The 23,690-nt window shown below is 39.1% G+C and carries 9 protein-coding genes; 4 read left to right on the top strand and 5 right to left on the bottom strand.

Annotated elements, in window-relative coordinates; all coding sequences use genetic code 11:
• Positions 1 to 8: 8 nt before the first annotated feature.
• From BUR11_RS20285 to BUR11_RS20265, 5 genes are all read right to left on the bottom strand, one after another.
• The gene (locus tag BUR11_RS20285; protein WP_074226859.1) at positions 9 to 2,660 is read right to left on the bottom strand and encodes a DUF5686 and carboxypeptidase regulatory-like domain-containing protein; all 2,652 of its coding nucleotides are present in this window, start codon (positions 2,658 to 2,660) and stop codon (positions 9 to 11) included.
• Between the two features lie 261 nt (positions 2,661 to 2,921).
• Positions 2,922 to 6,272: an FG-GAP-like repeat-containing protein gene (locus BUR11_RS20280; RefSeq protein WP_074226858.1), complete on the bottom strand. Its 3,351-nt coding sequence runs from the start codon at positions 6,270 to 6,272 to the stop codon at positions 2,922 to 2,924.
• 103 nt (positions 6,273 to 6,375) lie between these two features.
• On the bottom strand, positions 6,376 to 6,978 hold the full coding sequence (locus BUR11_RS20275) for a hypothetical protein (protein WP_074226857.1): 603 nt from the start codon (positions 6,976 to 6,978) through the stop codon (positions 6,376 to 6,378).
• Between the two features lie 180 nt (positions 6,979 to 7,158).
• The gene (locus BUR11_RS20270) at positions 7,159 to 8,793 is read right to left on the bottom strand and encodes a RagB/SusD family nutrient uptake outer membrane protein (protein WP_074226856.1); all 1,635 of its coding nucleotides are present in this window, start codon (positions 8,791 to 8,793) and stop codon (positions 7,159 to 7,161) included.
• Positions 8,794 to 8,810: 17 nt separating this feature from the next.
• Entirely contained in the window at positions 8,811 to 11,777 is a 2,967-nt protein-coding gene (locus BUR11_RS20265) for a SusC/RagA family TonB-linked outer membrane protein (RefSeq protein WP_074226855.1), read from the bottom strand.
• 943 nt (positions 11,778 to 12,720) lie between these two features.
• Between BUR11_RS20265 and BUR11_RS20255 the strand changes: the two genes are divergently transcribed.
• The 4 genes from BUR11_RS20255 to BUR11_RS20235 all read left to right on the top strand — a co-directional run bounded on the left by BUR11_RS20255 (position 12,721) and on the right by BUR11_RS20235 (position 23,675).
• The gene (locus BUR11_RS20255; protein ID WP_074226853.1) at positions 12,721 to 16,011 is read left to right on the top strand and encodes a VCBS repeat-containing protein; all 3,291 of its coding nucleotides are present in this window, start codon (positions 12,721 to 12,723) and stop codon (positions 16,009 to 16,011) included.
• Between the two features lie 223 nt (positions 16,012 to 16,234).
• The gene (locus tag BUR11_RS20245; RefSeq protein WP_074226851.1) at positions 16,235 to 19,537 is read left to right on the top strand and encodes a VCBS repeat-containing protein; all 3,303 of its coding nucleotides are present in this window, start codon (positions 16,235 to 16,237) and stop codon (positions 19,535 to 19,537) included.
• Positions 19,538 to 19,953: 416 nt separating this feature from the next.
• Positions 19,954 to 21,297, top strand: a complete 1,344-nt coding sequence (locus tag BUR11_RS20240) for a vanadium-dependent haloperoxidase (protein WP_074226850.1) — start codon at positions 19,954 to 19,956, stop codon at positions 21,295 to 21,297.
• A gap of 200 nt (positions 21,298 to 21,497) precedes the next feature.
• The gene (locus tag BUR11_RS20235; protein WP_074226849.1) at positions 21,498 to 23,675 is read left to right on the top strand and encodes a bifunctional alpha,alpha-trehalose-phosphate synthase (UDP-forming)/trehalose-phosphatase; all 2,178 of its coding nucleotides are present in this window, start codon (positions 21,498 to 21,500) and stop codon (positions 23,673 to 23,675) included.
• Positions 23,676 to 23,690 lie beyond the last annotated feature (15 nt).

The following is a 23,690-nucleotide window of genomic DNA, read 5'->3' as shown; positions in this document are numbered from 1 at the left end:
AATCACCGTCAATTCACTTGGATAAAGGTGGCAATACCAAACCGAACTCCTCCCCTTAGGTAATTTCCGTTCTCAAATCCAGCTCCCATTTCCAATCTGAAGATTCTGAATAAATTATCCAAAGAGTAACCGGCCTCCCAATAACTAGGTGAATTTTCAGTCTTCAAATAATTAAAAAAGAGGTTTTCCCTCACCCCTGAAAACCGGAGCATAGGCAATTGAGTCAACAGAAATTTTCGGAATTGATAATGGAAAATCCCTGAAACGTAGGAGGTATTGGTGCTGTACTTGTAGTAATCCATAAATCGGTAATTTGAAGCAGGTCCAAAATTCGAAAATATGGTTCTGTTACCTCCAAAATGCTGGTAGTCCTGAAAATAGACTTGCTTATTACTCAAAAATGTACCTGCAGAAACATTGAAGTCCAACTTTCCACTCACGCCAAATTCAAAAAAGTGCTCTATCCCTAACTCCAAATGATCAAAATCAGCAGCAGTCTCAGAATTTAACAATCCTCCCAGAGCTTTTGTATAATTGAAATTGATCAAAGGAGATCGATTGGTAATTGGATATTTACGACCATTTCTAATGCCATATTTTACACCCGGTCTCCAGGCAATAGACGCATTAAACTTTAGTATTTCATGATCAGTGAAAGCCATTTCATCGACCTCAACATTTTCTGGTCGGTTGCTGGTATAGGTTCTCTCTTCTTTGTTGTACCAGCTATAATTGGAATTATTAAAAAGTTCTCTCCTTTCCGCATAGGTTAAGTTAGCTCGGTAGGTAAATCCATAATTTACCCGATGAGCCCAATAAGCCCTTGCAAAATCCTGTTCGTAAAGCTTCATGTAATTCTGCCGAAACAATAGAGAATAAAAAGCATTTACCTGTTCATTGATAGGCTCTCCCCCATTGAATTGATAAATATATCTTCCCCCCTCAACCCCAAAAGTAGTTCCTGAGATAGGTTTTGTGGTAGACCATCGAAAGTCCACTTTTCCATAAAATCGATTACTTGAAATACCATATCGCAACTCTGGCTCAATATTGAAGCTTTTCCGGATTCGATTGACCGAATCGGCTAGTTTCTCCTCTTGATATTTTCGGTAAAACATTCCCATACCGAACTTAAAACCTTCCACTGTGTTAAATGAGATCTTGGTCCAATTTTGCTTAAATCCAATCGAAACGCCTTTCCCAAAACTGTAAGAGGCCCCATTCATAAAATCTAAGGGCTTATACTTCCTTCTCGCTTTTTTTGCCACCGAATCCACCTCGCTAACTTTTGCAGCTTCTATGACTGCTAGGCTATCATCTCTTCTATACCCTTCTATTTCTTTCTCGGTCAGAGGAACTGGCCTGATGCTATCCCAATAAGATAAATCACGTTTTTTCGCAAGAGAATCTATGCTATAATAACTTTCCCGGATCACATCAGGCTCATCCCGCTCTTTCAGCGATTCTTTTTCATATTCATTGATTAGCTTTCTATATTCTTTTCGAGTGGTGGGTTGTTCTTTGGCCAATTGCTCCAACGCCGATTCCGTTTTTTTAAAGTCAGCTACATCTTCGGTTACCTCTTGTACTTTTTCGTCTATAATCTCTGGAACATAGGCCAAATCAGGATTTAAGGTGACTTCATATTCTCTGGTAGAAGCCAGGTATTTGAATTCACCCTCAAATCCGAAAAACTTCCCCCCAAACCGATAAGTATGCGTCAAAGGCATCCAGACATTATCCGCAACAAGTGCATATTGTTGGGTTGCTTGAATATCAAACCCCAAAAGAGAAGTCTTCAGGTTAAGTGAATGGATCGCCCAGAGATCTTCAATGATATAAATATATCCCTCAAATACCCGCTCTCCTCTGGACCTTGGGGTAACCTTGATTTTATTCACTAGCACATCCTGGTCAAAGAAACTCCCTTCATACGTGAATCGATAATAGGTGAATGCGGACCTTGACAAGGGTGAAATAATATCATTGATTTTTTCCTGATAGAAACTTGTTTGGATGTAAGGCGCAGGGGAAGTAGACTGATTATCCCCATTGGTTCTAATTGAAATCACTTTTTCCTCCACTTTGTTGGGTTGGGTGAAGGTAATTCTTGAAACTGACTCACTGGTATAAGCTTCATTGAGTTTCAGACCTTCTTTTTCCAAAGTCTTCTTTAGGAAAAAGGGAGCATCTGTAAGCTGGCCAGTACCTTTCAGGTAAACTGTCATGCTATATTGCTGCAACTGTAAACGATGGAATTTTGCTTTGGAAATGGCTTTCCTCATAATGGTCAAAGCTGGATCTTCCTGCCCTGCCCTTACTTCCACTTCGCTTAGGGTGTAAACTTGTGGTTCTAGTACAAAATCCAGATCCACCCATTGCTCTCCCACCTCTATTGTTTTCAATTGGGACTTATAGCCTAAGAATTGGATCAGAACGTCATAAACTCCGGGGTCCAATTTATATTCATACCTCCCATCTTGATTGGTAGGAACACCGTCTCCCAAATTTCGAATATACACGGAAGCATAAGGTAAGAGTTCACCTTCCGAAGAAACGACTTTGCCCCGTATTCCTTGAGCCAAAACAGAACCTCCAACAACTACCGAAATCAGTAATAAAAAAACAGATTGAATAAAAATTTTATAGTCGGGCCGCATAAATATTAGTATGGCAATAAATATACCTGATTATCAAAGGTTAAAATAACCTATTAATATGATTTAAGAATTATACGCCTTTAATCTTTGCCTCCCTTTTATTTGAACAACTACTTAGTAGCAAAAAAGAAAATTTAAAGGGTAGATTGAACTTTTTGGAATAATCGTATCAAAGATCAAAAACAATCTATCTTCAAAAGAACTACCAAATTTAGCTTGAAAGAAGGCCCTATTAGAAGGACCTCGATTTCATACAAAAAACTACTTGAAAGGTTTTGCTTCATCGATCTGAACTACCTCAAGGGCATCGTCATTTTTTGCATAAATCAACCATGTGAATGCATTGACAGACACTTTCTTAATCCCTCTTACATCGCCACGGATTTTAAGTCGATTTTGGGTGTCAGTCTTGAAATTGCCAAGAGAATCTCCTATTAAAACCTGCCCCCAACTCCCTTGATAGGCTCCATAATAAGGAGATGCGCCAGTTTTGTTCCCACCTAATACCAAATCCAGGTATCCGTCCTGATTCACGTCTAACACTTCAATCGCCTCAATAGGGGCAAACTGCGCTTCTGCAGGCAATTTCTCTAAACGAAAATCCAGACCATTTTGATTTACCAATACAATGGATTCAAAAAGATGGGCTTCAAGGTACTTCGCCTCTTTCGTATTCAAATAAGTCAACAATTCCTCAACATCCTTTCCTGCAAAATCCCGGTAGCGTAAAAACTTCTTTTTGAGGCTTGGCATTTGTTTTACAATTTCATCTTTGGTAGCTACAGTATAATATTCCCCATCAACTGGATAAGAAATAATCTGTTCCGAAGTCCCATTTTCATCAAAATCATTGACAATCATTTTTACTGGCTGTTCTTGGGATGCTTTCAACCTGCTATTCAATCCCAAATTTCCTACCACCAGATCGGGATAACCATCTCCATTTATATCTTCAGCAGCAATGGAGTTCCACCAGCCCTTCGACTTTTCCAACCCAAATGAATTAGTTTCATTATTCAATTTACCTCCACGATTCATGAAGATGGTGATAGGAATCCATTCTCCTACCACAATCAAATCCAGATTCCCATCAAGGTCTAAATCTTGCCATACCGCATCCTTCACCATTCCTATGAATTCCAAATCTGGAGCATATTCTTTCGTTCGGTTTACATAGTTATTTCCTCCTATATTTTGGAGTAAATAACTCTTAGGGGTGTATCCATATTTCCCTGCCACATTTCTTCCTCCAATCATCAAATCCTCCATTCCGTCCCCGTTAAAATCAGCCGCTTTTACCACCGAGACTTGGGCATTGGGTTCCAAGGATAATTTTACTTTTTGATCAAAAATCCCTTTTCCGTCATTAAGATATATTTTGGTAGACTCTCCCTGATCATTTGGAAGTTGAATATTCCCTCCCCTTCCTACCAATAAATCCAAAAAACCATCTCCATTACTGTCAAAAAAAACCGCACTTACATCCTCCAAATTCGAATCTTCTTCCAACAAGGGCTGATCCACTTGATCAAACCGACCTTTTTTGCTTTGAATAAAAACAGCTCCCGGCTGCCCCGAAGCTCCTCCAACAAAAACATCTTCCCGACCATCTCCATTTAAATCACCAACGGCTAAAGCTGGGCCCTCCTGTGACAATTTGTGTGGTAGCAAAGGCTCCGTATTAAAATCATTAAACTCATTTTCAATGTGTTGGAAATCAATGCCGGTAGACTCTTCATCCAAAATTCTTAATAATGATGCTTTAGTGTTTGCAGCTGGAGTGGAAGTATCAGTCGCATTTGATTCATTCAAAACAAGAGTAGTATTGGCTTTGACATTCTTGAGTGTTTCTGATTTTCCGCTCGACCAGATTACTTTTAAAGAATCCAGGTACTGCACACCATCAAAACCAAAATGGACCTCAGGAGCAATGGATGACTGAAATCCTCTGCTTGTAAAATTTTCCTGAACTTGGATCTGATCTTTATAGTATAGCTCCACTCTACTTCCAATTCCAAATTTGTTTAAACCCAGACCATCAAACCTCACTTTTAAATAATTTACGGTTTTACTACTGTCAGAGAAATGCCCTAATCTATTTTCATAAATTCCAGCAGGTTGATTGATATTGTTAATCACCAAATCCAAATCCCCATCATTATCTAAGTCTGCATAGATGGCTCCATTAGAGATCCCATTCCCAGAAAGACCCCATTCTTGTGAAACATCCTTGAATGTCAGATCTCCATTATTTCTAAAAATAAAATTACCGACATCTCCAGGAGGCATTTTTCCCGCAAGCTCAAGGTCACTGATATTCGGCTTGTTTTGTAAACCATCTTCAATTTCAGGATTGGTGACAAAATTCATATAATCCAAATCATTTGGTCTTCGAACTATTCCATTGGTAACAAATAAATCTTTCCAGCCATCATTGTCAAAATCACCAAACAATGCCGCCCAACTCCAATCTGTAGCGTAAACGCCGGAGTATTGCCCAATTTCCGAAAATGTACCATTGGCATTATTTAATTGAAGACTATTTCTAGACACTTGCCTTTCAAATCCAAACCCTAATTTGAGTTGGTATACTTCCTCGCTGTCTTCTCCAGCTGACATTTTTTGAATGATTTCATCCCTAGGCAACATATCCATGGTGATAAAGTCAATCCACCCATCATTATTAAAATCTGAAAAATCACTTCCCATTGAGAACCTACTGCTGTAGTTGACTCCGGAAGAAATTTGTTCTTTGAAGGTTCCATCCTTTTGGTTGATATATAGGTAATCATTCTCATTAAAATCATTTGATACATAGATATCAGGCCATCCATCGTTATTGATATCAGAAATCCCAATTCCCAAGCCATATCCGATTTTACTGGAGAAAATTCCTGCTTGTGGTGTAATTCCTGTAAACTTCTTTTCTCCACTTTCTAAGTTGTTTCGATATAACCTATCCCCAGCCAACCCATCGTCAAAATACCTAGATTCAGCCCCTCCATAACTTCTCTCCGTATGTACTGCATGGTTGAGCAGGTACATATCCAAATCACCATCCTTGTCAAAATCAAAAAATGCGGCTTGAGTGCTAAATCCTTGGAAGGCCAAACCATATTCTTCAGCACTTTCTGTAAAAGTCAGGTCACCGTTGTTAATATATAGTTCATTTCTCCCTACCACTGTTTTCCAATTCCCCAACCTAGAGACGTAAATATCCAACAGTCCATCTCCGTTGATATCGGCCATGGTAACCCCCGTTTTCCAGGGTCCTTCAGATGCCAGTCCTGCCTTCAGGGTAATATCTTCAAAAACAATCCCCCCTTTATTCAAATAAAGTTTATTGGGTCCCTGATTAGAAGAAAAATAGAGATCAATCAGCCCATCATTATTAATATCTCCTGCAGCTACTCCACCTCCATTGTAAAAGTACAGGTATTCAATAATATTAAACTCCTCAGTTTCATTCAGGGTGTTAATAAAATCAACACCTGTTTTTTGAGGAGGAAGACTTTCAAAAAGTGATTGCTGTTCCTGTAAATCAGTTTTTTTTGAACATGAAGTCAGAATAAATAGCGTAAAAATCAAAAAATGAAAACAGGCATTTTTCATGGATTATAATTTGTATCGTCAACCACTTGGAATGCCCTAGCTACACTTTACCTACATAGGACAATCTACAGACAATTGCTTCACAACATGAGCTATAATTGGCTTAATTCGATGGAATTTGTTCTTGGGACTGGCTATTTTCAAATTCTTCATTAAGCCTCTTTTCTACCTTCAAATCAGTAAAAACTGCTTGAACAAATTGTTCATCTTTGACAAACAAGTTAATTCTTCTTTTCCCATCAATTTTATAATATACTTTCCCTTGGGTAGGATGATTGAGTAATTGGAAATCATCACCGTAGGTCATTTTGTATTTTTCCAAAACTTTAGGAAGAAGGTTTTCAGCCCAATACTGCCTATTCCAAGGTGCCCAAGCCACATAGGAATAGATGACAGGCATTTCAAATATCTTTTCGTCAATGAAGGTCGGGAAAAACCGCATGCTGACTTCGCTGTCATATTCATCGACAATTCTATACTCTACATTGGTAGATCCCCCTGGGCCTTGGGTGATTTTTTGCTGTTTGTTTAAGTCGGTACAGTGATCAAAAAAGTCTTTTTGGGGCATTCCTAAATAAAAGCCTAAAAACAAACTATCGGTTTCCGATATATTTTCCTCAGAAGAATTAAAGAATGAAGAATCACAACTCTGAATGAGTAAGATGAGAATTAAAGTGGAGAATACTTTGGTTAAATATCTAAGCATTGATAAATCGGTAATAAGCAACTAAGGAACTTTTTTCAAGCAAGTGTTTTACTGGGCGAAGAAATTAAATGAATTTGAATCTATGATACAATCTTTTTTTAAGGAAACTTGGTTAACAAGCTCTTAAAAAAAAAGCAAGCTGAAACCTCAGCCTGCTTTTTAGTTTATATCAAATACTGATTAATTATACCCTGGATTTTGTTGTAATTTTGGATTCGCAAGTATTTGTGGCTGTGGAATTGGGAACAACTCCAAGTAACTTCCTGGAGAGTGTACTTGCTTAGGTCTGTTCATTCCTTCAAAAGGCCACCAAGCTTCTCCATACTTTTTGAATCGGATTAAATCCTGTCTTCTTGTCATTTCAACAAACATTTCTCTACCTCTTTCCTCAAACAGATTTTCTTCGGTCAGTGTAGTAAATGGATCTAGGTTACCAGCTCTGGCTCTAATTTGATTCACCAAGGCCAATGCCTCTGTGGTTTCTCCCATTCTAAACTTGGCTTCAGCAAGCGAAAGGATGGCATCAGATAGTCTGAAAATCACAAAGTCATTGCTCATGTTATTTGTGCCTCCCATTTCAAATTCATATTTCGCAATTCGGGCTCCTGCTTGACGCAACCCTCCAGGGGAAATTTCATTAAGGTAAGGCATGAATGTAAGCGGTGGGCCATTTGGATCCCCATTTCTTCCTGTTGGGTCTGTTGGCTCAACTCCTGGATCTTCCAATACTGTTCCATCTGATCTGAATTGAGGTCCAACCAAGAAATTACTTAATCTTCCATCAATTGTTCCGGTAGATTGTTCCAATGCCAATCCCTTCCATACAGGACCTTGAGTACCTGGATTTTTTTCAGGATCAACATAAGAGTTATAAAACTCTTCAACTGTCTGATAGCCATTCCAAGGCTGTTGGGTAAGATTGAAGGTAGATTGACTTACAATATGCAATGTCATCATTACCCAGTTAAAACCACCTGCGAAAACCTTGTCATAAGGATATACAAAGATATTTTCAGTGGATTGACTGTTGTTGATTACAAAATTGTTACTGTAAGTTGGCATCAAACTGTAAACACCACTATTGATAATTTCTGAAGCATCTGCCGCAGCAAGAGCCCATTGAGGAGTACCTGTATATACCTCTGCATTGAGGTAAAGCTTCATTCTAATCATTAAAGCACTCCATTTGGTCATCCTTCCATAAGTTGTACCATCTTTGGCTACTGGAAGCAGTGGAATGATTTCATTGAGTTCACTCAACACAAAATCATAAACTTCTTGCCGAGGTTTGGTACTAGGAGCTTCCACATCAGTGAAGTCTGTTACGATTGGAATATTTCCAAAAGCATCCAGAGCCCAGTAATAATAAAGCGCTCGTAATGCCCTGAGTTCAGCTATAAATGCTGCAGAATTAGGGTTATCCAGAGTTTCAAAAGAAAAGATCAATCGATTACAAGTATTGATCCCTCCAAAAAGGAAATTCCAAGAATTTTGAAAGAATGGATTATCACTTTTGAATTCATGCTGGTGTAATTGCAATAGAACTCCTCCGTCAAACCAGTCACCTCCTTTGTGGGAAACAACAATTTCGTCTGAAGCAATTTCATTGATGGACCAAAGTCCGGAGTGGTTACCCAGCCCTCCTAGGGATGTATATGCTTGTCCAAGTGCAGAAATAAACTCTTCATTTGTTTGGAAAAAGTTATCAGCTGTAACAGCACTATATACTTCTTCATCTAAGTCTACGCAGGACGAAGCGAAGTAACTCATTCCCAGGCCAATCAAGAAGTATCGAATATTTATTATTTTTTTCATGATATCTTATTTTTAGCTTAGAAACTTAGATTAAGGCCTAGAGTAGTGATCGTAGTGGTGAAATAAGTTGCCCTTCTTTCAATACCCGGTGCAAGAGGATCATTGTTTTGCTCTGAATCTCCATACCTTACCTCAGGATCTACACCGGTATATCCGGTAAACATGAAGGGATTCTGTACAGAAACATAAGCCCTAATCCTTCCGACTGCTTTGCCTGGCTGGACATTGAAGTTATAGCCAAGGGTTGCATTGTCCAATACCACAAAATCAGCTTTTTCAACATGAGTGCTGTTATATTCTGCTTTGGTAATATTCGGATCAAAATATTTAGTATTTACAATATTCCAGTTTTGAACAGTTGTACTTTCAGTGTTTTCATAGAAACCTCTGTAGCTGTTGATCAGATAATGACCAAATGATCCTCTAAAGAAGAAGTTCAAATCCCAATTCTTGTAAGTTAAGGAGTTATTGAAACCAAAATTTAAAGTAGGATATGCGGTACCTAATTGAGTTCTGTCATCGTTACAGTTACAATAAACAGGGTTCCCTTCATCATCTACAGCTGTGCCATCAATCACCTTCATGATCGGACTTCCATCATCGCTGACACCTACTTGAATTGGTCCCCAAATTTGTCCTAAAGGTCCATTTTCTTGGATTCGGATCAATTGCGTTAGGTTCTGACCTGGAGATCCAAAATTAGAGCGGTAATTAACTTCTCCGAAACTCAAATCTCCTGCAGACAAGCTTCTAAGATTTGTCTTTAAAGTGGAGAAATTGACTCCAGTAGTCCATCTGAAATCAGCATTTTGAATGGCTCTATAATTTAACATAACCTCCAAACCTGAATTTGACATTTCACCGATGTTCAATTGGGTCGTAGGGAAAAGGTTTGGTGGTACGGGTACGTTGATTGGTAGGATCATACCTGTTGTCACTCTGGTATAATAGTCTATCGCACCATCTAACTTGTTATTTAAAATCACAAAGTCCAATCCTACGTTGTATTCATCCTTTGTTTCCCATGACAAATCTGGGTTGGCGTTGGATACCGGTCCATATGATGGCACAAATTGTCCATTATAGAAGAAGTTACCCTGACGTCCAAATCTTAACAAGGATAAATAGGATTCTCCTGGCTGTGTACCAGTTCTACCATAACTGGCTCTGAATTTCATTGAACTAACACCGGTAAGGTCTACCAAGTTAGCGATGTTTACACCCACACTAACTGCTGGAAACAAACCCCATTTATTGTTAGCTCCGAATCTAGTGGAACCTTCATATCTGGCACTTAGAGATAGCAAGTAGGTATCATCATAATTGAAGTTAGCCCGTCCAAAGAATGCTACCAATTTGTTTGAGTTGGCATAACTTGAAACTGACGCTAATCCATTAGCGAAGTCAAGCGCCGCCCCGATGTTATTATAAGTAAATGCGTCTGTTAAGAAATTTCCCGCTTGTGTAAAATCACCCTGGTTAAAGAATTCCTGGTAAGAATATCCTGCCAAGAAAGCCATTCCAAGTTTATTCACGTTTTCGTAATAATTCAATGTGGCTTCGAATAGATCATTTAGCCTCTCATTATTTACAATAGTGGCCAAACCATTTCTACCAAATCCACCACCGAATTTAGCAGTCTTTGGGGAATAAGATCCTCTCCAATCGGTTTCTCTCTGAGTGGAATAAAATAATGCACCGCTAAACTTGCTCGTAAAATTATATTCTCCACGGATACTGGCTAATAGTCTGTTATCTCGACCATCTGCAATATTCTGTTCCGCAATGGACACAGGATTGAACCAGTCAAAAATATCTCGCTCTGAATAACCTCCAAAATCAGGACTTTGAGGGTTTGGATCAAAAACTGGAAGCGTTGGATTGCTTATGATAGCATATCTAAAAGAGTTTTCGTTACCAAATTCTCTATCAATTATTGTATTGGAAATATTTACAGTAAATGTTGCCTTGTCTTTTAAAGCTCTTTGAGTCAAGCTCAATCTGGCATTTAATTGGTCAAAACCAGAATTAATACCAACACCGTCCACATTTCGGGAGTTGATCGAAACTCGGTAGCTGGTACTTTCATTACCTCCACCAAGTGAAAGGTTGTTTATAAAACTAAGTCCTGTATTTGTCACCTCATCGAACCAGTCGGTACTACCTCCGAGATCTCTTGAGTTAGGTATCGCCTTGTACTCTTCTGCATTCATGACACTAATAGTCCTGGCAACATTTTCAACAGCTACACTACTGTTAAACTCAACGACTGATCTACCCTTTCTACCTTTTTTTGTAGTAACTAAGATTACACCAGCCGATCCTCTGGTACCGTAAATAGCCGCAGCAGATCCATCTTTCAATACATCCATGGACTCGATATCATTAGGGTCTACTGTACTCAATGAGGCTCCAATAACACCATCGATAACTACAAGTGGTGAAGCATTTTCTCCAATTGAGGAGATTCCTCTTAATCGTACATTAAATCCGGAGTTAGGATTTCCCCCTGGTCTGGCAATGTTTAGACCAGCAACTTTTCCTTGTAGCAATTGTGCGGGGTCATTAACAGTACCTTGATTAAAATCCTCTGATTTGACACTAGTTACGGCACTGGTAATCTCTTTCTTCTCTTGGGTACCATACCCCACGACTACCACCTCTGTAAGCGCTTGTATGTTTTCAGCTAGTGCAACATCGATAACGGTCCGGTTTCCGACCTCCTCCTCTACGGTAGTATAACCGATAAATGAGATTCGTAAAATATCAGTTGGACTAGCCTCGATTGAATAGCTCCCATCTAAATCTGTCACCACTCCAGTCGTGGTACCACTTATCAGAATACTTACACCCGGGATTCCCTCCCCAGTAGCAGCATCTGTTACTTTTCCTGTTACCCTAGTCTGCTGTGCATATGTCACCTGACATATGCATAAAGCAAAAGACAAGAATAACATGAAAACCAGTTTTACTTGTTTTTTCATGTGATTTTAGGTTATGGTTAATTGTTTGATAGCTCTTTTAGCAATCCTTATTTTTTGTTCTACCTCCCTATTCCAGAAATTTTCCCTGAAATAAATAAGTAAAACAAATTGGTTTTCTTTTTGGCATCTTACCCTCAGACCTAAGGCCTGAAAGCAATCAATTTTGGTTTTATGAAATCAAAAATGATTTCTGAATTCAAAAAACTAAATCATTTAAAATCAAAACTGGTGAAAAAAATTTCCGCTTTAAAACAAAGCTTTTGACAATTTTTTATTGAAGTTTTGAGTTTACATGCCTCGAAGCAATTTTAAAAAATAATTTTGCATATCTAAAACAAAACAAAAGATAATTGTAAAAATATTTAATTAGCAATAGAACCATCCATAACACCCTTCCTAAAAAAAATTAATGATCTTGATTTTATTTCTGAATAAGTTTAAAATAGTTAGCCTTCCTAACTAGAATAAATTAGTCAAGGGCCACGAAAATAAAGTAGCATTAAAAACTAAAATTGGTTCTTCAAATGTTCATAATCCTTACTAAACCAGTTGTTTTGATGTATGATTTAACTTCAAAAAACAAATTCACCACAGTCAGAACTCCGCTTTTAATTTATGGCAATGGAAATAATTCTGATATTGGATTTAAAAGTATTGAAGACTTTAAAAGCCCTTTACCTTTTTCCAAGGAAGAGAAGTTGATTTTATAAACTAGGAAACCCTCTTCTAAATTTTCTTATCGAGTAAAATGTTACTCTCGCTTTGGCAAAATCAAACAAACTGGTAGATTCATAAAAAACTAAAGCAATTAATCATGCAAATAAGTCCAGGCAATTAAAAATGAATTTCTAACCTGATTCAAAACTTAAGTAAGCAATAGAATCTGAGCTCTTTTAAAAAGGAAATGTTCTTTTGTTCACTCCCCGCTTTCTAAACATTGTCAATGAAGCAAAAAACCCTCCTTATTATTTTATTTATTTCGTGCCTTTCTTGCCAAAAGGAAGAGAAAAGTAATGACGTACTTTTCCAACTTCTTTCAGAGGAAGATTCAGGGATATCTTTCAGAAATGATCTTACTTACACCGAAAAAGTAAATCCCTACACTTTTCGTAATTTTTACAACGGAGCAGGAGTAGCATTAGGCGATATTAATAATGATGGTTTAATTGATATTTTCCTAGCCGGAAATCAAACTTCTAACAAACTATATCTGAACCAAGGGGGGCTTAAATTTAAAGACATTACCGACCAATCTGGACTTAGCTCAACTGGATATTGGACTACCGGTGTAAGTATGGCTGATGTAAACGGGGATGGTTTATTGGACCTTTACATTTGCAAATCGGGCCCTCCAGGTGGAGATAAACGCCATAATGAACTTTTTATCAATAATAATAACCTCACTTTTTCAGAAAAATCAAAAGAGTACGGAATTGCTGAAAAAGGACTGAGCCAGCATGCTGTCTTCTTTGATTTTGACAAAGATGGAGATTTGGACATGTACCTACTCAGTAATTCGGCAAGATCCATAGGGATTTATGACCTTAGGGTTGGGCAACGTGAAATCCGTGATCCCGAAGGAGGAAATAAGTTATTCAGAAACGATGGAGATATCTTCACGGATGTATCTGAGGAGGCTGGAATATACGGGAGTAATATAGGATATGGTCTTGGAGTCACTGTAGCTGACCTAAACGATGATAATTGGCCAGATTTATATGTTTCCAATGATTTTTTTGAACGGGACTATCTCTACCTGAACAATCAGGATGGAACATTTTCTGAAGTTCTGCCAGATCTTCTGCCTGAGATCAGCTTGGGAAGTATGGGAGCTGATATTGCCGATCTGGACAATGATACTCGGCCAGATATTTTTGTCACAGAAATGCTGCCAAAGGAACTTTCTCGTGTCAAAACGAAAACTCCTTTTGAAGAATGGGACAAATTTCAATCTAATATTAAGGCTGGATACCATCAACAATTCACAAGAAATACCCTTCAAAGAAACTTAGGATTCAGACCTGGAACTCAAACCCCCATTTTTGCAGAAGTTAGTCGAATGGCCGGATTAGAAGCGACAGACTGGAGTTGGGGAGCCTTGATTTTCGACATGGACAATGACGGACTGAAGGATATATTAGTCACTAATGGAATTGTGAAAGATTTGACTGATTTTGATTTCGTAGATTTCTATGTCAACAATCAGGAGAAAATTCAAGGTTTTCAGAAAGACTCCATCCTTTTGACCAAAATGATTGATGCATTTCCTTCTACCCCCCAGCAAAACTTTCTCTTTAAAAATCAAGGCAACTGGAATTTTGAAAACCTTGCTCAAAATTTGGGTTTAGACCAGCTTACTTTCAGCACTGGATCAGCTTATGGGGATTTAGATAATGATGGAGATCTTGACTTAGTAATAAATAATTTAAATGACCGAGCTTTCATTTACCGAAATACCAGTTCCGACAAAAATATCGGAAACTACCTGAGCATAGAGCTAGGTCAGGAATTTGGCACCAAAGTCATCGCCTATGCATCCGATCAAAAATTCATTCAGGAGTATCAACCTGTCAAAGGTTACATGTCTTCGGTTGATCCTCGGATGCATTTTGGCTTGGGTACTATTGAAAAACTCGATTCCCTAGAGATTTTTTGGCCAGACGGTAAAATCCAAATTATCAGAGATGTTCAAGCCAATCAGGCACTGAAACTTATCCCAAAAGAGGAGGACAAAATAAACCCAAACCTAGAGAAAAATCCAGGAACGCTATTCATTCAAAAAGACACAAAATTTCCGTTTCAGCATCAGGAGAGCAACTTTATTGATTTTGATCGTGATCGCTTACGATTTTGGATGATCAGCAATGAGGGACCAAAAGCCGCCAAAGCAGATGTGAATGGAGATGGTTTGGAAGATATTTTCATTCCAGGGGCGAAAGAACAAACCTCTATCTTGCTGATCCAAAATCCAACAGGTCAATTTATATCCCACCAAGAAGAACTCTTTGATTCGGATGCAATTTCCGAAGATGTCACCGCACATTTTTTTGATGCTAACGGTGATGGAAAGCCTGATTTACTGGTAGGAAGTGGGGGAATCGAGTTTGGTGATAATTCGCCAGCTTATTCGGACCGACTTTATCTGAATGATGGAACTGGAAACTTCCAAAAGTCACCTCAATTCTTTTCTTCAAACCCAACCGCCTTTCTTCTTTCTCTAGATTTTGATGAAGACGGAGATATGGATTTGATCGTCGGTAGCCGAGCAATACCATTTGGATATGGAATCCCGACTGGCCTGCAAGTCTGGGAGAATGATGGAATGGGACGTTTTAAGCAAATTTCTCAGAGTCTAAACCCTGAACTTTCCAAAATTGGGATGCTGACTAGCGGAGATTTGGCCGATTTGGATGGAGATGGGAAACTCGAAATAATTGTGGCAGGAGAATGGATGTCCATTCGGATATTTAGTTTTGAGGGAAATAAATTAATTGAAAAAACTTCCGATTTTGGTTTTGAAAATTCAAGTGGTCTTTGGAATTGCCTATTTGTTTCAGATGTCAATATGGATGGCCATCCTGATATTCTAGCTGGGAATCATGGCTTAAACTCCCGACTTCATAGCAATAGCAACTCTCAACTCAGAATGATCCTGAATGACTTTGATCAAAATGGAACCTTGGATCAAATCCTTTCCCAATTTGAAAATCAAAGAACAATTCCTTGGGTGCTAAAGCCTGCTTTACTACGTCAACTCCCCTCTTTGCGAAAGCAATTACTGACCTACGAATCCTACCAAAACAAGTCTTTAGAAGATCTTTTCCCTGAAGCTGTTTGGGCTAATTCCTTAATTCTAACAGCTGGTACTCTTGAAACTAGCCTATGGCTAAATGACGGAAAAAGTAATTTCAAGATGACTGATTTACCTGCTGAAATTCAATCTGCTCCTGTCTATTCCATCACTTCTATAACTGGAGAATCAGGAGAGCCTTTGTTGATTTTTGGAGGAAATCAAAGTAGGATCAAACCAGAATTAGGCAGTCAGATGGGAAGCTATGGCTGGGTATTGAAACCAAATGGAAAAAATGAATGGAAAACCTTAATACCGGAAGAAAGCGGTTTATTTGTCCCTGGTGAAATCCGGGATTTTCTTCAAATCAATCTTGAAAACAGACCAAATTTAGTAGTATTACGAAATAATGATGTGCCATTGGTTTTTGAATTTCACGAATAGTTCCACCGTTTATTTCCCCCTTTTCTTATTCCAACTTGATTTTGGAAGAATAGGTAGAAAAGGTTTTATAATTGGACTAAAACATGGGATTGGAACCCAGTTGACCTTGGAAAAAATGGTCAGTAACCAACAAACCTGGGCTTCAAAAAAACACCTCTCTGATGTGTGTCTTGAGAATTCGGGTTTCTCATCAGAGAAAAATAACAAAGGATAATCGTATTTCATGAGGAATCATATTGCAAGCCTTATTCTAGTAGTTTCACTTTTTTCCTGTAAAGAAGAAACGGAAAAAAAAACTACCCTATTTCAGGAAATTGACAAGACTAGTTCAGGGGTAGATTTCCGGAATGACTTAAGTTTTAGTGAAGATTTCAATATTTTCACTTACCGGAACTACTATAACGGCGGTGGAGTGGCTATCGGAGATATCAACAACGATGGGCTAGTTGACCTGTACTTCACGGCTAACTTAGGACCCAACAAACTTTATCTCAATAAAGGAGAATTCAAGTTTGAAGACATCACAGAACAAGCTGGAGTGGCAGGAGCTCGTGCCTGGAGCACCGGGGTCTCCATGGCTGATGTAGACGGAGATGGATTTCTGGATATTTATGTTTGCAACTCTGGTGACATTTCAGGAGATAACAAACAAAACGAACTTTTTATCAATCAGGGAGATGGGACCTTCTTAGAAATGGCCGAGGCTTATGGATTGGCTGATCAAGGATTTTCCACACATGCAGTATTTTTTGATTATGATAAAGATGGAGACCTGGATGTCTATTTGCTGAATAATTCTTACCAAGCGATCGGTACTTTCAACAAAATGCAGAACGAAAGGATCAAACGGGACAATGTTGGAGGTGATAAACTCTATCGGAATGATGATGGAAAATTCCAGGACGTATCCGAAGAAGCCGGCATTTATGGTTCCGTAATCGGTTTTGGTCTGGGGATTACCATCGGGGATGTCAATCAGGACACCTGGCCTGACATTTTTATTTCCAATGATTTCTTCGAAAAGGACTACCTCTATATTAATAATCAAGATGGCACCTTCACAGAATCATTGGAAAAGTCCATGCGCTCTATCAGCGCAGCATCCATGGGGGCTGACATAGCTGATATCAATGGAGACGGTCTTTTGGACATTTTTGTGACTGACATGCTTCCGGAATCACAAACCCGGCTAAAGCAGGTCACTACTTTTGAGAATTGGGATAAATACCAATTCAACAAGACCTACGGGTATCACTATCAGCTTTCCCGCAATATGCTCCACCTTAACAATGGGGATGGTACATTCAGCGAAATAGGTAGACTCAGCAATGTAGAGGCTACGGATTGGAGTTGGGGAGCACTGATATTTGACATGGACAATGATGGATTAAGGGATATTTTTGTAGCGAATGGCATCTATCAGGACATTACGGACCTTGATTATTTAAATTTCATTGACGATGATAAAACCAAAAGTCAAATCATCTCTCAGGAAGGAGTGAATTTTAAAGCATTAGTCGACCCCATACCAATCAATCCCATACCAAATTACGCATTCCGTAATTTGGGTGAATTGAAATTTGAAAATATAGCTGAGGACTGGGGACTTGGTAAAGCAATCCATTCAAATGGTGCCGCATACGGAGACTTAAACAACGACGGCACGCTGGATTTGGTGGTAAACAATGTCAATCAACCTTCCCAGATCTTCAAAAATCAGGGAAAATCCATTTACCCAACTCATCACTTTATTCAAATTCAACTGGAGGGTAAAGAAAAAAATACCCATGCCATAGGAACACAAATCCGTCTGAAAGCAGAAGGAAAAATATTCTATTCAGAACAAATGCCAAACCGGGGTTTTCAATCCTCAGTAGACCCGAAAATCACCATAGGTTTAGGGGAGTTGACAAAGGTTGAATCTATTGAAATTCTTTGGCCAGACGGAAAATACACAGAACTAAAAAATCAAGCAGTCGATCAGTTACTCAAATTGAATTGGGAAGATGCGGGAGAAATACTCTCTGAAAAGCCCTTCTTTGAAAAACCTAACAACCAACAATTCCATAAAATTGAAAACCCGGGCTTAAGCTTCGTTCATGAAGAAAATGCATTCGTGGACTTTGATCGGGACCGACTCACCTATATCATGTATTCCACCGAAGGGCCGGCATTTGCGAAAGCCGATGTAAACGGTGATGGGCTGGAGGATCTCTTTTTTGGAGGAGCTAAAACCTTCTCTGCGAAACTATTTCTCGCTACATCTTCTGGAAAATACTATGAAAGTCCGCAAGATGCATTTGTAAAAGATATACAATCTGAGGATACCGATGCGGTATTTTTCGATGCGGATGGAGATGGCGATATGGACTTGATGGTAACATCTGGAGGCAATGAATCTGGTTTTGGATCGATAGATCTGGCAGACCGGCTATACTTAAATGACGGAAAAGGAAATTTCACCAAGAATTCTTCGGCCGGATTTGCTACCGTTTTTGGGAGCAGCAGTTCCGTCAAACCAATCGACATCAACAAAGACGGTGCAATAGATCTATTTGTAGGGGGAAGGCTGGTTCCTTTCACTTATGGCGCCTATGCGAGCAGTCAACTATGGATCAATGACGGAAATGGCAATTTTACAGAGGAGTCGACTACCCTTGCTCCTATCCTCAAAGATCTTGGAATGATTACCGATGCCACCGTGCTTGATTGGGATCAGGATGGAAACGAGGATTTGGTTTTAGTTGGGGAATGGGCTGCTCCAATCTTCCTGAAAAACATCAATGGCAGACTAGAAAAAATCGAAATGCCAGAACTGGAGACCTTGAAAGGATGGTATCGAGCAGTGGAAGTAGCAGATTTGAATAACGATGGATTGCCAGATTTGATTCTAGGGAACAATGGACTGAATTCAAGATTCAAAATCACTTCTGATTCCCCTGTTAAAATGTTTTTAAATGACTTTGATCAAAATGGATCTGTCGAACAAATTTTTACACAAGAAGTGGGAGGAGTTCAAGTCCCATATACTTTAAAACATGAACTAGAGCGTCAAATTCCTTCGGTCAAAAAGAAATACATACGCTATAGTAATTACAATAATGAATCATTAACAGATATTTTCCCTTCTGAAATTGTCAATCAGTCCATCATCAATGAAGTTAACAATTTAGAATCCGGAGTGCTTATGAATGAAGGAAACGGAAACTTTTCCTGGAAACCATTTCCTATCCTAGCTCAACGTTCCTACGTTTTTGCAATTGCAGTTTTAGATTTGAATGAGGATGGAAATTTGGATTTGATTTTGGGAGGAAACCTATCCCAGGCCAAACCGGAAGTGGGTAAATATGATGCCAGCTATGGTGAGGTCTTATTAGGTAAAGGAGATGGAACCTTTGATTATTGGAAAAATGCAGCGCATGGTCTCAAATTAGATGGGGATATCCGAGCTTTTGGACTTCTTGAAAACAAAAAACTACTGGTAGTAAAAAATAGTGCTCAGGCTGAGATTTGGGATTTCAAGTGATGCCCATCAATATACCCGATCAGTTTTTGCCTTATTTCTCAATTGATTTTCTCCGGAAAAACAGTCTGTCTATCAACTCCCTTAAGAATTTTAGGAAAAAATAACGTGCTTTCTTATCAAACATGCAAATACCAAATTGGAACTTGGAGCAGAATAATTTCGTTTTTTAGGATACCAAGTCAGTTAGAAATCAGAAGAATAGCTCCAATTCAGGTGTTAAGTGAGAAGTATTTATTGACTACTTCTAATTCAGGTAAAGTTTATTGGGATAAAACCTAAGCCTTGCCATTTGCTTAATCCCTTATTTCCAATAGTTTTGCCATCTAAATACGATTGAGGAATTTATAAAAAACTTGAGCTTGACTCCTGATTACCTTAAATTTGTACCCCAACATTCCCAATTTGAAAATCACATAATGCGCTTATTTAAAACCATACTTGGCCTAGGCTTGCTCTTTAGCATGCTTTCATGCCAAAAACAAGTCGATTATTCCAATGCCATTACTGATGGCCATTATTTAATCAAAGCACAGGATAGGATTACTGAGGTCATTATTCATGATATCTTTTCACCCCCAGTGGCTGCAAGGATTTATTCCTATTCAAGCTTGGCTGCCTATGAGGTTGCTGCAGCTACCGACCCCAATTACGTTTCCTTATTAGGTCAGCTAAATGGATCAGAAAAAACCACCTTTACTCCTTCTGAGGAGGTGTACCTACCGCTTGCTTCCCTTGCAGCATATTACCATGTAGGTACCGGTTTAATTTTCTCTGAAGATATGATGAACGAGCATAGAGATGCAGCCTATGCAGGACTGAAGGAAAAAGGAATTCCTGACGATGTATTTGAAGCATCTATTGAATTTGGTAAAGAAGTGGGTGATGTAATCAAAGCCTATTCTTCTAAAGACAATTATCATCAGAGTCGTTCCTTCCCCAAATTTACTGTAACAGGGGAAATTGGAACTTGGGAACCTACTCCTCCTGCTTACATGGAGGCAATTGAGCCTCATTGGAATAAAATCAGAACATTTGTATTGGATTCAGCAGCCCAGTTTAAGCCGCTTGCTCCACCTAAGTTTTCAAGCGAACCAGGGTCAGAGTTTTATAATGCGGCAAAAGAAGTGTATGATGCAGCTGTTACGGCAGATGAAGAACAGAAAAACATTGCTTTATTCTGGGATTGCAATCCTTATAAAATGAATGTCAAAGGACATGTCATGTTTGCTGAGAAAAAAATCACTCCAGGAGGTCACTGGATGAGCATTGCTGGTATAGCCAGCAAAGCGGCCGGCAAAGATTGGAAAGGTACCGCAGAAACTTTTGCCTTGACTGGAATTGCCCTAAATGAGGCATTTATTTCCTGTTGGGATGAAAAATATCGCAGCAACTTAATCAGACCGGAAACTTACATCAATCAATACATCGATGAGGAATGGGTACCGATTTTACAGACCCCTCCTTTCCCAGAACACACCAGTGGGCATAGCGTAGCTTCCTCAGCTGCTGGTTATACCTTAGGCCAATTATTCGGGGATGAGTTTCATTTAGTTGACAGTTCAGAAGTGGCTTACGGTCTACCTATCAGAGAATATGATTCTTTCAGTCAAGCCTATAAAGAGGCTGCTATCAGCCGTTTTTATGGAGGTATCCACTATATGCCGGCTATTGATTATGGGGTGACTCAAGGCCTTTCTGTCGGGGAATTTATCTGGAATAATATCAGTACTAAACCCGAAAGATTAGCACAATCCAACTAAGAAAAAGCAGTCCCAAAACGGACTGCTTTTTTTATGCTTTTTTGCATTTGAAAGATTAATAAAAACCAAAGAAACCGTTAAGAATAGGGCTTTTAGCCCTGTTTTTGTTTTAAATCACAGGTATTATCCCTATCTTCTCGGATAGGCCTTTTTTGAATGGAAAACACTTTTCATTCTCGCTTTTCAACTTAAAACCACCCATGGCAAAAACCATAATTGTATCCAACAGATTGCCCATTAGTTTGCGACACCGCAATGGCAAATTCGAATTCAAACCTAGTGCTGGAGGGCTTGCAACTGGACTTGACTCCATTTACAAATCAGGAGAAAATATCTGGATTGGCTGGCCTGGTAATACAGTAGACGATGCCGAACAACGAGCAGAGATCATTCTTGAGCTCCATGAGCTTAAAATGGCTCCTGTATTTCTTTCAAAGAAAGACGTCGAGCAGTTTTACGAGGGGTTTAGTAATGAGACCCTGTGGCCGGCTTTTCACTATTTTACTCAATACATGGTGTACAACCCGGATCACTGGGAAGCCTATGTCAGAGTAAACCAGAAATTTTGTGACGCTATTGTAAAAAAAGCTGATCCTGACGATACCATCTGGGTTCATGATTATCAATTGATGTTGCTCCCTCAAATGCTCCGGGAAATTCTTCCCGATGCTACCATCGCATTTTTCCAACATATCCCATTCCCTTCCTATGAAATTATCCGGATGATTCCATGGAGAAGAGAACTGCTTGAAGGAGTTTGTGGCGCAGATTTAATTGGCTTCCACACATATGATGATATGCGTCACTTCCTAAGTGCCGTAGGTAGAATTACCGGCATGTCAGGAGAAAGTGGCTACATTCAAGCAGAGAATCGAATCATCAATGTGGATTCTTTCCCAATGGGAATTGATTACCACAAGTTTGCCAAGCAAGCCAAAAGTCGAAAAACACAAAATATTGTCAAGGACTTCCGGGAGAAAGTCGGAGACCAGACTCTACTCCTGACTATTGACCGTTTGGATTACTCCAAAGGAATTCCCCAACGGATTCATGTGTTCGATCAGCTATTGAAACAACACAAAGAACTTCGAGGGAAAGTTTCCATGATCATGATTGTGGTACCTTCCAGAGACCGGGTTCAATCTTATAAAGAGCTGAAAGAAGAAATTGATTTGCTGGTCGGAAGAATCAACAGTGAATATTCCACCTTAGATTGGGTACCTGTTCATTATTTCTATAGAAGCTTCCCATTTGAAGAATTAAGTGCTTTTTATAGCATGTCTGATATCGCATTGGTCACTCCATTAAGAGATGGAATGAATCTCGTCTGTAAAGAGTTCGTGGCCAGTAAAAATGATGAAAAGGGAGTTCTCATACTATCTGAAATGGCTGGAGCTTCCAAGGAACTACAAGATGCCATCCTCGTCAATCCTAATGATAGACAAGGAGTAGTGGACGCTATTTATCAAGCGCTTTCCATGAGTGAAGAAGAGCAAAAGCTTCGAATTAGCACCATGCAGGAAAGTCTCAAGAAATACGATGTCTTTCAATGGGTGAAGGTTTTCATGGATCGAATCGAGCATGTCAAAGCAAAACAAGCTGAATTGACCTCGAAGGATGTAGATGCCAAAGTCATGAATGAGATTCAGGCCAGCTTTAAGAAGGCAAAATCACCGATCTTCTTTTTAGATTATGACGGTACCTTGACTGGTTTCAAAGCCAACCCTCAAGATGCCGTACCTGATACTGAATTAAAAAGTCTCGTAAAAGAACTCAGCGGAAAAGCCCAAGTGGTCATCATTTCCGGCCGGGATAAAGACACCTTAGGAAAATGGTTCAAAGGACAGCAGATTGATATGATTGCCGAACATGGAGTTTGGGTGCATAGGAAAGACCATTCCCAAGACTGGGAATTATATGCAGAAGTAGATGATAGCTGGAAAGATGACATCCGATCAGTTATGGAATACTACGTTCTGAGAACTCCTGGAGCATTTATTGAAGAAAAACACCACTCGCTGGTATGGCATTATAGAAAAGTAGAAAGTGGACTGGGAGATTTGAGAATGCGCGAACTATTCAGTCACTTGAAATACATGGCCAGAGGTCATAATCTGCAAGTATTGGAAGGGAATATGGTATTGGAAATTAAACGACCAGACATCAACAAAGGAAGAGCTGCAAACTCTTTGATGAAAGGGCATGAATTTGACTTTATTTTGGCGATTGGAGATGACTGGACTGATGAGGACACCTTCAAAGCAATGCCAAAAAATGCCTATTCCATTAGAGTAGGTTATGCTTATACGCAGGCGAATTATAATATTAAATCCGTGAAACAAGTCAGGCAGCTACTCCATAAACTGGCTGAAAGTTAAGCAGCTTAAAAAATA

Source organism: Algoriphagus halophilus, from assembly GCF_900129785.1.
Lineage (GTDB): Bacteria > Bacteroidota > Bacteroidia > Cytophagales > Cyclobacteriaceae > Algoriphagus > Algoriphagus halophilus.
The sequence above is the reverse complement of the archived record's forward strand: the minus strand, read 5'-3'. Positions and strand labels throughout refer to the sequence as shown.

Excerpts from the sequence above, each read along its gene's own strand:
- BUR11_RS20285 (WP_074226859.1), bottom strand. The coding sequence starts at position 2,660 with ATGCGGCCCGACTATAAAATTTTTATTCAATCTGTTTTTTTATTACTG.
- BUR11_RS20280 (WP_074226858.1), bottom strand. The coding sequence starts at position 6,272 with ATGAAAAATGCCTGTTTTCATTTTTTGATTTTTACGCTATTTATTCTG.
- BUR11_RS20275 (WP_074226857.1), bottom strand. The coding sequence starts at position 6,978 with ATGCTTAGATATTTAACCAAAGTATTCTCCACTTTAATTCTCATCTTA.
- BUR11_RS20270 (WP_074226856.1), bottom strand. The coding sequence starts at position 8,793 with ATGAAAAAAATAATAAATATTCGATACTTCTTGATTGGCCTGGGAATG.
- BUR11_RS20265 (WP_074226855.1), bottom strand. The coding sequence starts at position 11,777 with ATGAAAAAACAAGTAAAACTGGTTTTCATGTTATTCTTGTCTTTTGCT.
- BUR11_RS20255 (WP_074226853.1), top strand. The coding sequence starts at position 12,721 with ATGAAGCAAAAAACCCTCCTTATTATTTTATTTATTTCGTGCCTTTCT.
- BUR11_RS20245 (WP_074226851.1), top strand. The coding sequence starts at position 16,235 with ATGAGGAATCATATTGCAAGCCTTATTCTAGTAGTTTCACTTTTTTCC.
- BUR11_RS20240 (WP_074226850.1), top strand. The coding sequence starts at position 19,954 with ATGCGCTTATTTAAAACCATACTTGGCCTAGGCTTGCTCTTTAGCATG.
- BUR11_RS20235 (WP_074226849.1), top strand. The coding sequence starts at position 21,498 with ATGGCAAAAACCATAATTGTATCCAACAGATTGCCCATTAGTTTGCGA.